Source organism: Rossellomorea oryzaecorticis (assembly GCF_038405515.1).
Lineage (GTDB): Bacteria > Bacillota > Bacilli > Bacillales > Bacillaceae_B > Rossellomorea > Rossellomorea oryzaecorticis_A.
In genome coordinates this window covers 14,502-30,338 of the sequence record NZ_JBBYAF010000047.1, presented here as the reverse complement: position 1 = coordinate 30,338, position 15,837 = coordinate 14,502, and the positions used below count along the sequence as shown (strand labels likewise).

Genomic DNA, 15,837 nt, shown 5'->3' with positions numbered 1-15,837 from the left:
AACAAAGCCCCTCCGCTTTTCTTCCCGCAGGCTTGCCGAGGAGGCTCACGGGCTACCCGCGGAAAGCGAAGTCTTGCACGGAAATCATTAGCGGCGATTAATAGCATCATTTTTATAAAAAACTGCCTTATTACCGACCATCAAAGGAGGAAGAAGCATGGAGGAAAAATTACGATCCCTTCAGACTGAAGCAATTGAAAAGATTAATGAAGCACAAGATTTAAAGGAACTCAATGACATTCGTGTCGCTTACTTAGGAAAGAAAGGACCTGTAACCGAAGTTTTAAAAGGTATGGGGAAACTTTCTGCAGAAGAACGTCCTAAAATGGGTGCACTTGCGAATGAAGTACGCGGTGCAATCACCGAGAAAATCGAAGCAAAGCAGGAGAAGCTTGAAAAAGAAGCAGTGGAGAAAAAGCTTCAATCAGAAACAATCGATGTGACACTGCCGGGCAGACCTGTAAGAAAAGGGAATCACCATCCGCTTACGATGATCGTAGAAGAAATTGAAGATCTATTCATCGGAATGGGTTATACCGTTGAAGAAGGGCCTGAAGTCGAAAAGGATTACTACAATTTTGAAGCGCTGAATCTTCCAAAAGGACACCCTGCCCGAGATATGCAGGATTCTTTCTATATCACAGAAGAGACATTGCTTAGAACCCATACATCCCCGGTTCAGGCAAGAACGATGCAGCGTGCGGAAGGAAAAGGCCCTATTAAGATCATCTGTCCGGGTAAAGTATACCGCCGTGATACGGATGATGCGACGCATTCGCACCAGTTCATGCAAATCGAAGGCCTTGTCGTGGATAAAGATATCCGCATGAGTGATCTGAAAGGGACGCTGAATGTGTTTGCGAAGAAAATGTTCGGGGAAGACCGTGAAATCCGTTTGCGCCCGAGCTTCTTCCCGTTCACTGAACCTTCCGTCGAGATGGATATCTCTTGTAAAATCTGCGGGGGAGAAGGCTGCCGTGTATGTAAAGGAACCGGCTGGATCGAAATTCTTGGAGCGGGGATGGTGCATCCGAACGTTCTTGAAATGGCAGGGTTTGATTCGAAAGAATATACAGGCTTTGCATTCGGAATGGGACCTGAACGTATAGCGATGCTGAAATACGGCATCGATGACATCCGTCACTTCTATACGAATGATACCCGTTTTGTTACACAATTCAAAGTGACTGAGTAAGCAACACTATTATCGAGCGGAGGTTAAAACATGTTTGTTTCATATAAATGGTTAGAAAACTATGTAGACCTGTCAGGAGTGACTCCCGAAGATCTGGCAGAAAGAATCACAAGAAGCGGTATCGAGGTGGAAGGTGTCGAAAGAATCGGTGCTGAAATCAAGAACGTCGTTGTCGGGCATGTACTGGAGTGCGAACAGCACCCTGACGCCGATAAACTGAATATATGCCAGGTTGATGTTGGAGAAGGAGAACCAGTTCAAATCATCTGCGGTGCCCCGAACGTCGGTAAAGGTCAAAAAGTGGCTGTAGCTAAAGTGGGAGCCGTACTTCCGGGTAATTTTAAAATCAAGAAAGCAAAGCTTCGCGGTGAAGCCTCTCATGGAATGATTTGTTCTCTGCAGGAATTAGGCGTTGAAGGAAAGCTTGTTCCAAAAGAGCATGCAGAAGGAATCTATGTCTTCCCCGATGATGCAGAGGTTGGCCACGATGCAGTGGAATTACTCAACCTTGATGATGCAATACTGGAACTGGGCTTAACACCAAACCGTTCTGACTGCTTAAGCATGCTTGGAGTTGCATATGAAGTGGCCGCTATCTTAGACCGTGAAGTGAAACTGCCGGAAGTTAAGCAGGCAGAAGGAAAAGAAAAGGCATCTGATTATGTCACCGTAAATGTTGAAGCGAAGGAAGATAACCCGCTGTACGGGGCAAAGATTATTAAAAACGTAAAAATAGGCCCTTCACCAATTTGGATGCAGAATGCACTGATCGCTGCAGGTATCCGTCCTCATAATAACGTGGTCGACATCACGAACTATATATTATTGGAGTATGGCCAGCCGCTTCATGCATTTGACTATGACCGTCTCGGATCGAAGGAAATCCTTGTCCGCCGTGCAAAAGATGGAGAGACATTCATTACGCTTGATGATGCTGAAAGAACCTTGTCATCAAGTCAATTGGTGATTACGAATGGGGAGGAACCGGTTGCCCTTGCTGGGGTCATGGGCGGAGCCGATTCTGAAGTCCAACATGATACAACGACTGTGCTTCTGGAAGCAGCTTACTTCACTGGGGCGATTGTAAGAGGTGCATCGAAGGATCATGGACTGCGAAGTGAAGCGAGTACCCGTTATGAAAAAGGAGTAGATCCCGACCGGGTGCTGAAGGCCGGGGAGCGTGCTGCAGAACTGATGGCAGAATACGCTGGCGGCGAAGTTCTTGAAGGAACAGTTCTATTCGATGAATTGAACATCGAACCGGCAGTCGTTGAAATCACGCTTGAGAAAATCAATTCTTCATTGGGGACGTCTATTTCGATTGAAGAGGTGAAAGATATCTTCAGACGCCTTCAATTCGAAGTCAGTGTGGATGGAGCGACATTCACCATCACTGCTCCAACTAGAAGGGGAGACATCACCATCCAGGAAGATTTGCTCGAGGAGGTTGCCCGTTTATTCGGATATGACAATCTTCCGCTCACTCTGCCTAAAGGAGAAAGTACTCCTGGAGGGTTGAATGCTCATCAATTAAAACGCCGTACGGTCCGACGTTATCTGGAAGGCGCCGGTCTTCTGCAAGCCGTTACGTACTCATTGACCAATGACGAGAAAGCGACTAAGTATGCACTGGACGTAAAAGAACCGGTACGTCTGCTGATGCCGATGAGTGAAGAGAGAAGCAATCTGCGCTTAAGCATCATTCCTCAGCTTCTCGAGGTTGTCGCTTATAATAAAGCGCGTCAAAATGATTCACTTGGCTTCTACGAAGTGGGATCCGTTTTTTTGAAGGAATCAGGAGAAGAGCTCCCATCAGAAGAAGAGCATATCGCTGGAGCTTTGACTGGTCTGTGGCATACGCACCCTTGGCAGGGAGAAAAGAAAGCTGTAGACTTCTATGTGGCAAAAGGTATACTAGAAGGACTGTTTGAAGAAATCGGTGTAACTGAGGGTGTTTCCTTCCGCCAAGCTTCCATAGATGGTATGCATCCTGGGAGAACAGCTGAAATCCTGCTGGATGATGCGGTGATCGGCTTTGTTGGTGCGATTCATCCTGAAGTTGAAAAAGATCTCGACTTAAATGGAACCTATGTATTTGAACTGAAAGCGAAGCCTGTCTTCCATTATGAGAAGCCGGCATTAAGCTATTCACCGATTCCACGTCACCCGTCCATCACAAGAGATATCGCCCTTGTGGTAGATACGGATGTAAAAGCAGGTGAACTGAAGTCTGTGATTAAAGAGGCTGGAGGCAAACTTCTTAAAGAGGTATCTGTATTCGACCTTTATGAAGGCGAACATATGGAACCTGGCAAGAAATCACTTGCATTCTCGCTGAAATATTTCGATCCTGCGAAGACACTGACGGATGAAGAAGTCGTGAAAGTACATGACGGCGTTCTTGCTGCAGTGAAGGAAAAAGCCGGAGCTGAATTACGAGGGTAATAATTGAAGAAATTTGATAGGGTGTCAGACCTGAGATAGGGTCTGGCATCTTTTTTATGGTTTTTATGAAAATATTTTTGAAGTTTTTGGTAGTTTTCATCGGAATGTACAGGGGAGATGGGGAAATTATGAGGTAATCTGGGTGTAGCGAGGGGCTGGAAGGGTCAGATGAGGGTCCGGGTTACAGTTTATGATCCTAAATAAAATTTTATGATCCCAATAAGAGATTTATGATCTTGTTTGGAGATTTATGATCCTATTTCCAAAAATATGATCCTAACAAGAAATATATATTATCTTTTTGTCGAAAAATCTTTAAAAAGGGTTGGAAACTGACCACCTAATTTCTACACCCCTCCCATATCCCGCACACATATGGACAATTCAAAATCAAAAAACCTCCACCGCTCAAAAAAGGTGGAGGTCCCATACTATTTTCCTGCAAGCTTAATCGCTTTCTCGCTATTTGCAAAATGCCATTTCGTCATCGACTTTAATTCTTCAATTCCTTTTCGCTTAATGATTTTTGCCGCGGCAACATCCACCTGTTTGCCTGCTCCTTTGGGAATATCCACTCCCGCTTTTGCACTCAGTTTATCCATTTCCTTCAGGAAGGCATAGCGGGCGATGATGGATGCGGCAGCAACCGCAATATGGATGCTTTCCCCTTTGGTACTGAAGTAGACACGTTCCCTTTGGATTTTTTTCTGTGCATGAATATGCTTGAAGTAAGTATTCTTTTCAACAAACTGATCGATAAGAATGCCTTCAGGTTCTTCCGGTGCCATTTTATCAAGTAAATGATTAATGGCCTGGTTATGAAGAATGGCCTTCATCTTTCCTTGTGTCATCCCCCCGCTTTGCAGGTTATTGTATTTGTCATTATGAAGGACCAGTAAACTATACGGAATGGTCTTGATCAGGTCCTTCGCAATGGAAATGATCTGTGGATCCTTTAGATTCTTTGAATCCTTAACCCCCAGCTCTTTCATTAAAGGGATCTGATCTTTCCTGACATAGGCACTCACGACCGTGATGGGACCGAAGAAGTCGCCGGTTCCTACTTCATCCGAGCCTATTACTGACCAATCCGCAAAGTTTTCAGGCAGCTTCGTCGTTCCTTTGGAAGGGGACTTCGCTTTAGGTGTTTCTGCGCTGCCCCATTTAAGTGCTTCAGTCTCCCCGTTTGCACCTTGGAACAGGACCTTTCCGGATTTATAAGCGGTCACGGTGCAGCCGGCTGGTTTCGCAGAAAAAATGGCACCGGGGGGCAGCTTGCTGACAAGTGTATCCCTATAGTGATCTTTCATTTTTGTTGTTAGTGCACTGTTTGCTTGAATGACTGTATTCGCCAAATGAACCTCTCCTTATGACAAAATTCTATGTAATATGCTGTTTCTAAAAGATTATTGTGTTTCGTACTGTTCCAGAATCCTGGTCCAAGTGGGTACACGTGCTCTTTTCAAAAATAAGCTTGAATAGGAATCCGATTATGCAACCGAAAATACCCAAGTTCCGGTATTTTCTAGTGTGTAAAACGACAAAATGTGCGAAAAGAGCTCCGTATTAACAAAAAATCAGACTATAATTGACAATTTCTTTTCAAAACAAAAAGATTTCATGGTATGATATTGTTTAGGATTCTTATGAACAGGGGGTACTCGGATTGTCTGAAGAACAAAGAAATCGCACCAATGTAGATATCTATGGTCAACAATATACTATTGTCGGTACAGAGTCGACAAGTCAAATTCGATTTGTTTGTTCGAAAGTCGATGACAAAATGAGAGAAATCAAATCTATGAATCCATCTCTTGATACTGGTAAGCTCGCTGTATTGACAGCCGTTAATGCAGTTAATGATTATATCAAACTGAAAGAACGGTTTGAAGAGCTGGAAAGAGAAATTAAACGTTTAAAGGGTTGAAAATAACATGCTTGATTTAGTACTACTGATTATCCTGTTAGTGGGGTTCTTCACCGGTCTTAGACGCGGTTTTATTCTGCAGGCTGTCCATATGACAGGTTTTATTATTGCTTTTATTGTAGCATACATATATTATGATCAGCTTGCACCAAAACTTACATTGTGGATTCCATATCCTGTACTTGATGAACAATCAAAATTAAATATGATCTTTGAAATGACCAATATGGATCAGGCGTATTATCGTGTCATCGCGTTTGCCATGATTTTCTTCGCGGTCAAGATCATTGTTCATGTTTTGGGATCTATGCTCGACTTTTTGGCTCATCTTCCCATCCTGAAACAATTAAATGTTATTGGCGGGGGATTGCTCGGATTGATCGAAACGTATCTTATCATTTTTATTATACTGTTTATTGCCGTACTGCTGCCTATTGAGACGGTACAGTCTTTCATTAACGATTCATTTATTGCACAGGCGATGGTCAAACATACCCCTGTATTTTCAGAAATGGTAAAAGACTGGTGGATTGAAAACGCAGCTTGATTGGAAGGCTGATTTTGAGAGGGTAGAATGGTTGAGTTAAGCGGGAATCTTAACAACATTCGTTTTCCTCGAAAAGTCAGCCTTTTTTGTAGCAGATTGTGTCCTGATTTTTGGCTTATCGAATGAAACGAATGTTTCATTCGCTTTTCAGCTATGCTGAAAAGTCGTCAGTATGGAAAGAACCTGAAGCACAAATGCATTTGTGCTTCAGGTTCTTTCCATACTGACGGAATAAGCCAAAAATCAAACGGATTCGGTTTGCATCGCTTTCTTTTTTTGGTTATTTTGCTACTATATAAGAAGAGAAGTATGACGGATACCTATTTATATAGAGAGAAGCAGGTGAATGGGATGAATAAGAAGGATATTATTAAATTATTGGAAACGATTGCGATTTATATGGAACTTAAGGGTGAAAACTCTTTTAAAATATCGGCTTATAGAAAAGCAGCTCTTGCACTGGAAAATGACGACCGCAGTTTAACTGATATCAGTGATTTTACCAAACTGAGCGGGATTGGCAAAGGTACAGCGGGCGTTATTGAAGAGTACATAAAAGAAGGTTCGTCATCTGTGCTTGAAGAATTAAAGTCAGAAGTGCCAGAAGGATTGATTCCTCTTCTACAGCTTCCTGGTCTCGGCGGCAAGAAGATTGCCAAGCTATATAGTGAACTGGGTGTGGAAGGAATTGAAGACCTGGAGGAAGCATGCAGATTGGAGAAGGTCCAGGGTCTTCCTGGATTCGGCAAGAAGACAGAGGAAAAGATACTGGCTGCAATCGCTCAGGTTGGCAAACGTCCGGACCGTCTGCCGATCGCATTCATGATAGGGATCGCTGAGGAAATCGAAGCGCACTTAACTAACATAAAAGCTATCCATACTTTCTCCAGGGCGGGAAGCTTAAGAAGGATGCGGGAAACAATTAAAGATCTGGATTTCATCATTTCAACAGATGGACCGAAGAAGGTAAAGGACGAATTATTAAAACTGCCCAATATTGTTGAAACGATTGCGGCGGGCGAGACAAAAGTTTCGCTGACCCTTCAATATAAATGGGATGTAAGCATTGATTTTCGCATCGTGAAACCCGAAGAATTCGCGACTACGCTCCACCACTTCACCGGTTCGAAAGAGCATAATGTCCGGATGAGACAGCTGGCAAAGGAACGCGGTGAGAAGATCAGTGAATACGGTGTTGAAAATAGTGAAACCGGCGAAATCAAAACATTCAATACTGAAGAAGAATTTTATGCGCACTTCAACCTTCCGTTCATTCCGCCTGAATTAAGGGAAGACGGGAAAGAAGTCGATGATTACCATAAGGACTTTGATTTAATAGATTCCTCTCATATTAAAGGTGATCTGCACATGCACACCACTTGGTCGGATGGTGCTTATTCCATCGAAGAAATGGTACAGGCATGCATTGCTAAAGGCTATCAATATATGGCCATCACCGATCACTCCAAATATTTGCGTGTTGCAAATGGCTTGACGGATGAACGCCTATTAAAACAAATAGAAGAAATCAAGGAAATGAACAAGAAGTATGATGAGATTGAAGTACTGTCAGGTATTGAAATGGATATACTTCCGGACGGCTCCCTGGACTACAGTGATGAAATTCTTGAAAATGTGGATGTCGTCATAGCTTCCATCCACTCCAGCTTTTCACAATCACAGGAAAAAATCATGGAACGACTGACAAATGCACTCAATAGTGCGCATGTCGATATCATCGCCCATCCGACAGGCAGAATCATCGGACGGAGAGAAGGGTACGATGTAGACATGGATCTTCTTATTAAGCTGGCAAAAGAAACGGATACAGCGCTCGAGCTTAATGCGAATCCGAACAGGCTCGATCTCTCTGCTGATAACATCCGGAAAGCCCAGGAAAACGGTGTGAAACTTTTTATCAATACCGATGCACACAGCCATGAGCATCTTGAATTCATGAATATCGGTGTGGCTGCGGCAAGAAAAGGGTGGATCAAGAAAGATACTGTAATCAATACATGGAATAAAGAAGAACTGTTAAACTTTTTAAATAGAAATGATTGATTCTAAAACGGGATAAAAACATTACTTAAATTTGAGAAAGGGCCAGCTCCAGCGCCTAGCCCCTCGAGACGTTTCGGGTCCGGTCATTGAAGTCAAAGAACGACTTCACCGGTCGGCCCTGAAGCGTTTGTCGGCTGAACAAGGCGCTTGCGCTTTTCTTATAAAAGGTGGAATAAAGTCTGTGAATCCTAAAGTACTGAAAACACTGGAATTTGATAAAATAAAAGAATTGTTAAAAGAGTTTGCCGCCTCTGCCCTCGGGCATGCAAGAGTGTCAACCCTGACTCCATCGATTGACTTTGAAGAAATTACAGACATGCATGAGGAAACGGATGAAGCGATGACAATCCTCCGCTTAAAAGGTCATGCACCACTTGGGGGGATTTTTGATATCCGTCCTCATGTGAAACGTGCTGGAATCGGGGGAATGCTGTCTCCCGGTGAACTGGTGCAGGTAGGGAGTACGATACGGGCAAGCAGAAAGCTTAAAACGTTCGTTGAAGAATTAGTGGATGATGAAGTTTCCATTCCCCTGTTGCAGGCTAAATTGGATTCCATCATACCGCTGCCTCATTTAGAACAGGAAATTCGCAGTGTCGTAGACGATAATGGGGAAATTCTGGACTCAGCGAGTGATACCCTGCGTACGATCCGCACACAGCTGCGTGCAAACGAAGGAAGAATCCGGGAAAAGCTCGAACGCATGATCCGCTCTTCCAATGCATCTAAAATGTTATCCGATGCCATCATCACCATCCGGAATGATCGATACGTCATCCCTGTAAAGCAGGAGTACAGAGGGCACTATGGGGGTATCATTCATGACCAGTCATCTTCCGGACAGACGCTCTTTATCGAACCGGAAGCGATTGTTCAATTAAATAATCAACTTCGCGAGCTGCGGTTGAAAGAACAGAATGAAATTGAAAAGATCCTTCTTGAACTTTCTGCAAAAGTACAAGAATCAGGTGAAGAATTGCTGCTGATTGTAAGTGTGTTATCAGATATTGATTTCATGTTTACAAAAGCTAAATTTGGAAAGTCCATCAAAGGTTCCAAGCCGATCATCAACAATGACAGACGCATCAAATTAAATAAAGCCCGTCACCCGTTGCTGCCGATAGAAGAAGCGGTTGCCAATGATATCGAACTAGGCAATGATTTCTCATCCATCGTCATCACTGGTCCGAATACCGGGGGAAAAACGGTCACACTGAAAACCCTTGGACTCACAAACATCATGGCACAAGCCGGTCTCCCGATTCCTGCACTGGATGGATCCGAAGTGGGAATCTTCCATTCCATCTATGCTGATATAGGGGACGAACAATCGATCGAGCAAAGTCTGAGTACATTCTCTTCTCACATGGTCAACATTGTGGAGATATTAAACAAAGTGGATCACGAAAGCCTTGTCTTATTTGATGAGCTGGGAGCAGGTACCGATCCTCAGGAAGGTGCCGCACTCGCCATCTCCATTTTAGATGAAGTCCATGGAAAAGGTGCGAGAGTGGTTGCGACTACCCATTACCCTGAATTAAAAGCATACGGTTACAACCGGGATGGGGTCGTAAACGCAAGCGTGGAGTTTAACGTTGAAACGCTGAGTCCTACCTATAAGCTGCTGTTGGGTGTTCCGGGAAGAAGTAACGCATTTGAGATTTCCAAACGTTTAGGCTTATCAGAGACGGTCATCCAGCGGGCGAAATCTCATATTGGCACAGACAGCAAAGAAGTTGAAAATATGATTGCCTCATTGGAACAAAGCAGGCGTCAGGGTGAAAAAGAACTGGAAGAAGCCCATGAATTCTTAAAGCAAGCAGAAAAAATGCATAAAGACATGCAAAAGCAAATGATGGAGTACTATGAAAAGAAAGATCAAATGTTTGAAAAAGCTCAGCAAAAAGCAGAAACAGTAGTTGAAAAAGCAAAAGAAGAAGCAGAGCAGGTCATCAAAGATTTACGGAAAATGCAGCAGGAAAAATCGGCTCAAATCAAAGAGCATGAATTGATCCAGGCAAGAAAACAACTGGAGGAAGCAGCACCGTCCCTTCCGAAATCTTCGGATCAAAAAAGGAAGGCGCAAAGCACTAAACGTGAACTCCATCCTGGTGACGAAGTGAAAGTACTAAGCTTTGACCAGAAAGGCCACCTTGTTGAAAGGGTGTCTGACAAGGAATGGCAGGTTCAAATGGGTATCATGAAAATGAAAGTGAAAGAATCAGACCTTGAATTCATCCAAACCCAGAAAAAGGTTGAAACTAAACCGTTGGCTGTTGTTAAAGGAAAGGATTTCCACGTAAGCGTGGAGCTGGACTTAAGAGGGGAACGGTTCGATAATGCCATATCCAGGGTCGAAAAATATATCGATGATGCCCTTCTCGCCGGCTATCCTCAAGTGTCAATCATCCATGGTAAGGGAACCGGAGCTTTGAGGCAGGGGGTACAGGAATATTTAAGGAATCATCGTGCGGTTAAAGGTATCCGCTTCGGTGATGCTGGCGAAGGTGGAACGGGTGTCACTGTAGTGAAGTTCAAATAAGGAAGAAAAGGGAGAAGAACAATGGAGAATTTTTGGGAGAATGAATACATTCACACGGCAGGAAATTATAGCGTTGTCATATTATGTCTCATCCTTTTCTTAACAGTATTCGAACTGGTCACTAAATATAAAAACTGGGAAGAAATCAAAAAAGGAAACCTGGCCGTTGCGATGGCTACCGGCGGGAAAATATTCGGGATTGCGAATATTTTCCGTTATTCCATTCAGCAGCATGAAACCATCCTCACAACGATCGGCTGGGGAGTCTTCGGTTTTTTCCTGCTGCTGATCGGCTATTTCATTTATGAATTTCTAACCCCGAAGTTCAAAATAGATGAAGAAATTGCAAATGATAACCGTGCGGTCGGCTTTATTTCACTTGTCATTTCCGTGGGATTATCGTATGTCATAGGAGCAGGGATTTCTTAAGGAGAGGAATTATGGAAACATTAGCGAAGGTCTTACTCGTTTTGTGCGGAGGATTTATCTTGGTCGGTATTATTTATATGTTGTTCTTTGTTTAGCAGGAGGGCTGTCTCGTTGGATGAGGCAGTCTTTTTATTTCCTGAAAGACGAACATTTTTAGCTCAGGCTCTAATTACCGCTAATGATTTCCGTGCAAGACTTCGCTTTCCGCGGGTGACCCGTGAGCCTCCTCGTCGCACCTTGTGGTGGACTTACCTGTCCAGCTGCAGGGCTTAGAGGCACATGTCATAAGCCAAACCGGCCAAGAAGGCAAAGAACGCCTTCATGACCGATTCGGCTTATGCCACCCGCCTCTGAGCAAAGCCCTTCCGCTTTTCTGATAGGAGTCTTCGTCTTGCACTCCAATCAACCGCTGGAACAACCCGAAAACTAAATGCACATTGGAACACAACCAATAAAAAACCCAAACTAATTGAATCCTGGAATTCAAATTAGTTCGGGTATTACTTAGACTAAAACACTTTTGTCCCAGCCGCCTTCTTGATTACATTATTGAATTGAAAATACTTCCTTCTTCAATAGTTCCTCAGGATTTTTTCCGATCGGATCTTGGTGGAAGTGGTCACGGATGACTCCGTCTTTTAGGTAGTTTGCGATTGATACCATGATCATGCCTTGATCGAGTGCAAGGTAGGCTTTCGCGATTTCACCTGTTTCGACGTTGACCGAGTCATAGAATCCGTATTTCCCGTAAGTATTCATCTCTTTTAGCACTTTGATGTTCTTCCGTACTTCATCTGGTGCATATTCTAAAGCCAGGAATGTTGCATGAGGTGTGACGGTGGATTTGTCTCCATAGCCGGAAGTACCAAGCGGCGTAGCTGCAAATTCACTGTAGCCGTCCGGAGTAGCAGCTGGGGAGAAGCCCCATGCTTTGTATCCTTTATCTTTGGCATACTGGATCTGAAGTTCGACATGGCGTTGATTATTCAAGCCAAGTGCATTCTTGCCCAGTTCTTTTTCTTTTAATACGATGCCCGGCATCAAGCCCTCGAACATACTGCCTCCCCAGCTCGGAACGAATTTCACGCCGTTGTATTCATAGTGGCCTTCAAAAACGGAGACTCCGTCATACTCCGCGTAATAACCCTGTGGAATTTGAGACTGCCAGTCCCATTCGGCTGGAATGGTACGCTCCAGTTTCCACCAGTGCTCGCTCGGGACATCGCCTTTACCAATTGAAATATAACTTGCCACGCGTGGTTCTGTATAGAGGAGCCCATAGTGATGGTCAGTCATTTTTCCTTTGGCCACATCGTATCCTCCACGAAATTTACCCACTTCTGGATCATAAAGGGTAGTGTAATTCATATTTTCAACCAGTTTGCTGGTCTGGTCATTCAATTCTTCATAAGCCTGTCCAACTACGATCAAACCTGCAGACAGCCATCCGTTATCAACTTGTGAGATGAATTGGCCCCAGTCTGTTTTCAGCGAACCGTCTTCGGTGTAGTACCAGTTATAAAATAAGCCATTCCATTTTTTCAATGATTCCAATGTATTCAACGTAACTTGTATTCGATCGACCGCTTCTTCTTTAGTGATGAACCCCATTTCCTGAGCAGAAACTGTACTCATCATGTACATTCCGATATTCGTTGGCGAAGTGTGTGCTGCATTTTTCTTGCCTTCAGCCGTGTAGCGGGTTTCGTCGAACGTAAGACCGGTATCCGGGTCCGTATGATCTTCGTAAAACTTATAGGTCTTTGCTGCAATCGCTTTCAATTCAGCGCGCAAAGCCGTTTCCTGCCCATCCGTCCCCTGAGCAGAAGCGGCCGGGATGTAAAGAAGGCTCGTGAAAAGACATAAAATAGTAAACAGACTGATTTTCTTTTTCAAACTCAATACCCCTTTCAAAATTTGTAATCGAAACGTTTCACCAACAGTGTAACATGTTCAGCTGCAAAAAAGATAAGGTTTCTAAATATTCGGTCAAATGGTATAGGAACTGCTGATTTGGTGGGCCATAAGGCGGAGGGGAAGGTTTAATAGCGTGCCAGGAATGTGGGAAAAGCCTTCAATCATATCTTATAGAGAAGCATCTAATAAAATAAATTTGTCCTCGATCCTCAATACAAACAAGTAGGAATTAAGTCGTGGTTGAAAGGTAATTCAAATTGTAACTGATGTCCCCTTATATTATAATAGTAAAAAGAACTAAATTTTCTAAAAATTCTGGAGGAGGGATTACAATGACGAAACCTTGGCTTGCAGAGTATCCTGACGAAATTCCCGGTGAATTAATATTGCCGGCGAAGCCTCTGCACTCTTTTTTGACCGAGGCTGCAGAGCTTTACGGATCTAAATCGGCCATCCACTTTATGGGGAAGGAATTGACGTATCGGGAAGTGTACGATTCGGCATTGAAGTTTGGCAATTACTTAAAGGGGCTCGGAATCGAGCGGGGGGACCGTGTCGCCATCATGCTTCCGAATACGCCTCAATCAGTCATTGCGTATTACGGGGTCCTTTATGCAGGGGGAGTGGTGGTTCAAACCAATCCGCTGTATACGGAAAGAGAAATTGAATATCAAATGAAGGATTCGGGTGCAAAAGCGATCCTTACCTTGGACATTCTTTATCCTAGAGTATCGAAAGTCATGAAAGAAACAGATCTTGAGCATATCATTGTAACCGCTATCAAAGATTATCTGCCATTCCCAAAGAACATGATTTATCCTTTCATTCAAAAGAAACAGTACGGGATCGTTGTTAAAGTCGAACCTTCTGAACAAAATCATTTATTCAAAGACATCATGGCTGCTTCAAAGGCTGAACCGATTCCGGGGGAATTTGATTTTGAAAATGACATAGCCCTTCTGCAATATACAGGAGGAACGACAGGGTTCCCCAAAGGAGTAATGCTCACGCATAAAAATCTGGTGGCAAACGCTTCAATGTGTGATGCCTGGCTCTATAAGTGTAAAAAAGGGGAAGAGAAGATCCTCGGCATTCTTCCGTTCTTCCATGTGTACGGTATGACAGCCGTAATGATTCTTTCAGTGATGCAAGGATACAAGATGATCCTCCTCCCTAAATTTGATGTTGAAACTACATTAAAAACGATACAGAAGGAGAAACCAACTTTATTCCCTGGTGCACCGACAATCTATATCGGCTTATTGAATCACCCAGACCTGAAGAAATATGATCTGTCATCGATCGATTCATGTCTCAGTGGAAGTGCCCCCCTCCCGGTAGAAGTCCAGCAGAAATTTGAAGAAGTCACCGGAGGAAAACTGGTGGAAGGATACGGATTGACGGAATCCTCTCCTGTTACTCACGCAAACTTCCTGTGGGATAAAGAAAGGATTAAAGGAAGTATCGGACTGCCTTGGCCGAGTACAGATAGTGCAGTCTTCTCCCTTGAAACAGGCGAACCGCTGCCCCCTAACGAGATAGGCGAAATTGTCGTCAAAGGTCCTCAGATCATGAAAGGTTATTGGAATCGTCCCGAAGAAACCGAGCAGACATTAAAGGATGGATGGCTGCTGACCGGAGACCTGGGATACATGGATGAAAGAGGCTATTTCTACGTGGTGGACCGTAAAAAAGATATGATCATAGCTGGAGGCTTTAATATTTATCCAAGGGAAATAGAAGAAGTATTATATGAACATCCAGCCATTCAAGAAGTGGTGGCAGCAGGAGTTCCTGATCCTTACAGGGGGGAAACGGTCAAAGCGTATGTTGTGCTTAAAGAGGGAGAGTCACTGACAGAAAAAGAACTGGATGAGTTTTCACGCAAATATCTCGCTGCCTATAAGGTGCCGAGGATTTATGAATTCAGAAAAGAACTTCCTAAAACCGCTGTTGGAAAGATCTTGCGAAGAGCTCTCGTGGATGAAGAACGGAAAAAGATAGAAGAAGAACAGAAATTAAGTTAAAATCAAATTAGGGGATCTTAAATAGATTCGCTTTCTTTTTAAAACATAATTGGACAAGGGTACTTCTTGACAATTATACACATACATTTTATTATTTAAATATGAATGACCATTCATTCATATTTTGATAAGGCAGGTCAACTAACTATGAAACGAAATAAACCGAAATACAAACAAATCATTGATGCTGCCGTCGTCGTTATAGCCGAAAATGGTTATCACCAGGCACAGGTTTCGAAGATTGCCAAACAAGCCGGCGTCGCCGATGGGACCATTTATCTTTATTTTAAAAACAAAGAAGACATTCTGATTTCCTTATTCAGAGAGAAGATGTCCATCTTTGTTGAAAAAATCGAAGAAGTTATAGCAGGAAAACAGACGGTTTCAGAGAAATTATTAGTGATGATAGAAAATCATTGCAGGCTTCTATCAGAAGATCATCATTTAGCGATTGTCACACAGCTTGAGCTCCGTCAATCCAATAAGGATATCAGGGCAAAGATCAACGATGTATTAAAAGGATATCTTCAATTGGTTGATAAAATTTTAATAAGCGGAGTGGAAGCCGGTGAACTTCCGAAAGACCTAGAGGTGCGCCTTGCACGTCAAATGATATTCGGGACACTGGACGAAATGGTCACAACCTGGGTAATGAATGATCAAAAGTATGATCTGGCAGCTCAAGTCCCTGCTATTCACAAACTATTACTTCATGGGTGTGGCGGCAGGAACTAAACTAGTTTA

11 protein-coding genes are annotated in these 15,837 nt (G+C 43.4%); 9 read left to right on the top strand and 2 right to left on the bottom strand.

Translation table 11 applies throughout. The annotated features are described in order from the left end of the window. The first annotated feature begins 157 nt into the window (after nt 1-157). On the top strand, nt 158-1,195 hold the full coding sequence (gene pheS / locus AAEO50_RS18465; RefSeq protein ID WP_341985805.1) for a phenylalanine--tRNA ligase subunit alpha: 1,038 nt from the start codon (nt 158-160) through the stop codon (nt 1,193-1,195). 30 nt (nt 1,196-1,225) lie between these two features. Then, entirely contained in the window at nt 1,226-3,640 is a 2,415-nt protein-coding gene (gene pheT, locus AAEO50_RS18460; protein WP_341985803.1) for a phenylalanine--tRNA ligase subunit beta, read from the top strand. A 431-nt stretch (nt 3,641-4,071) separates the two neighbouring features. Here pheT and rnhC read toward each other — a convergent pair whose 3' ends face one another. Beyond that, nucleotides 4,072-4,995 carry a ribonuclease HIII gene (gene rnhC / locus AAEO50_RS18455; protein ID WP_341985802.1) on the bottom strand — a complete coding sequence of 308 codons (924 nt, stop codon included), beginning with the start codon at nt 4,993-4,995 and terminating at the stop codon, nt 4,072-4,074. A 311-nt stretch (nt 4,996-5,306) separates the two neighbouring features. On the opposite strand from rnhC, the gene zapA reads away from it, so the two are divergent. The 5 genes from zapA to AAEO50_RS18430 all read left to right on the top strand — a co-directional run bounded on the left by zapA (nt 5,307) and on the right by AAEO50_RS18430 (nt 11,149). Beyond that, nucleotides 5,307-5,567 (top strand): cell division protein ZapA, encoded by a 261-nt coding sequence (gene zapA / locus AAEO50_RS18450; protein ID WP_341985801.1) that lies wholly within the window; start codon nt 5,307-5,309, stop codon nt 5,565-5,567. A gap of 7 nt (nt 5,568-5,574) precedes the next feature. Continuing rightward, complete coding sequence (locus AAEO50_RS18445) at nt 5,575-6,114, top strand: CvpA family protein (RefSeq protein WP_341985800.1); 540 nt, start codon at nt 5,575-5,577, stop codon at nt 6,112-6,114. Between the two features lie 351 nt (nt 6,115-6,465). After that, nucleotides 6,466-8,178, top strand: a complete 1,713-nt coding sequence (gene polX / locus AAEO50_RS18440; RefSeq protein ID WP_341985799.1) for a DNA polymerase/3'-5' exonuclease PolX — start codon at nt 6,466-6,468, stop codon at nt 8,176-8,178. Nucleotides 8,179-8,359: 181 nt separating this feature from the next. Next, the gene (locus AAEO50_RS18435) at nt 8,360-10,720 is read left to right on the top strand and encodes an endonuclease MutS2 (RefSeq protein WP_341985798.1); all 2,361 of its coding nucleotides are present in this window, start codon (nt 8,360-8,362) and stop codon (nt 10,718-10,720) included. A gap of 21 nt (nt 10,721-10,741) precedes the next feature. Then, nucleotides 10,742-11,149, top strand: a complete 408-nt coding sequence (locus AAEO50_RS18430) for a DUF350 domain-containing protein (RefSeq protein WP_341985797.1) — start codon at nt 10,742-10,744, stop codon at nt 11,147-11,149. A gap of 546 nt (nt 11,150-11,695) precedes the next feature. Here AAEO50_RS18430 and AAEO50_RS18425 read toward each other — a convergent pair. Then, on the bottom strand, nt 11,696-13,045 hold the full coding sequence (locus AAEO50_RS18425; RefSeq protein ID WP_341985795.1) for a glucoamylase family protein: 1,350 nt from the start codon (nt 13,043-13,045) through the stop codon (nt 11,696-11,698). Between the two features lie 353 nt (nt 13,046-13,398). On the opposite strand from AAEO50_RS18425, the gene AAEO50_RS18420 reads away from it, so the two are divergent. Both AAEO50_RS18420 and AAEO50_RS18415 read left to right on the top strand, forming a co-directional pair. Continuing rightward, nucleotides 13,399-15,093 carry an AMP-binding protein gene (locus AAEO50_RS18420; protein ID WP_341985794.1) on the top strand — a complete coding sequence of 565 codons (1,695 nt, stop codon included), beginning with the start codon at nt 13,399-13,401 and terminating at the stop codon, nt 15,091-15,093. Between the two features lie 147 nt (nt 15,094-15,240). Then, entirely contained in the window at nt 15,241-15,828 is a 588-nt protein-coding gene (locus AAEO50_RS18415) for a TetR/AcrR family transcriptional regulator (RefSeq protein ID WP_341985793.1), read from the top strand. Nucleotides 15,829-15,837: the final 9 nt, after the last annotated feature.

What these genes read in the sequence shown, in the direction of transcription:
- pheS (WP_341985805.1), top strand. Translation starts at nt 158, where the DNA reads ATGGAGGAAAAATTACGATCCCTTCAGACTGAAGCAATTGAAAAGATT.
- pheT (WP_341985803.1), top strand. Translation starts at nt 1,226, where the DNA reads ATGTTTGTTTCATATAAATGGTTAGAAAACTATGTAGACCTGTCAGGA.
- AAEO50_RS18445 (WP_341985800.1), top strand. Translation starts at nt 5,575, where the DNA reads ATGCTTGATTTAGTACTACTGATTATCCTGTTAGTGGGGTTCTTCACC.
- polX (WP_341985799.1), top strand. Translation starts at nt 6,466, where the DNA reads ATGAATAAGAAGGATATTATTAAATTATTGGAAACGATTGCGATTTAT.
- AAEO50_RS18430 (WP_341985797.1), top strand. Translation starts at nt 10,742, where the DNA reads ATGGAGAATTTTTGGGAGAATGAATACATTCACACGGCAGGAAATTAT.
- AAEO50_RS18420 (WP_341985794.1), top strand. Translation starts at nt 13,399, where the DNA reads ATGACGAAACCTTGGCTTGCAGAGTATCCTGACGAAATTCCCGGTGAA.
- AAEO50_RS18415 (WP_341985793.1), top strand. Translation starts at nt 15,241, where the DNA reads ATGAAACGAAATAAACCGAAATACAAACAAATCATTGATGCTGCCGTC.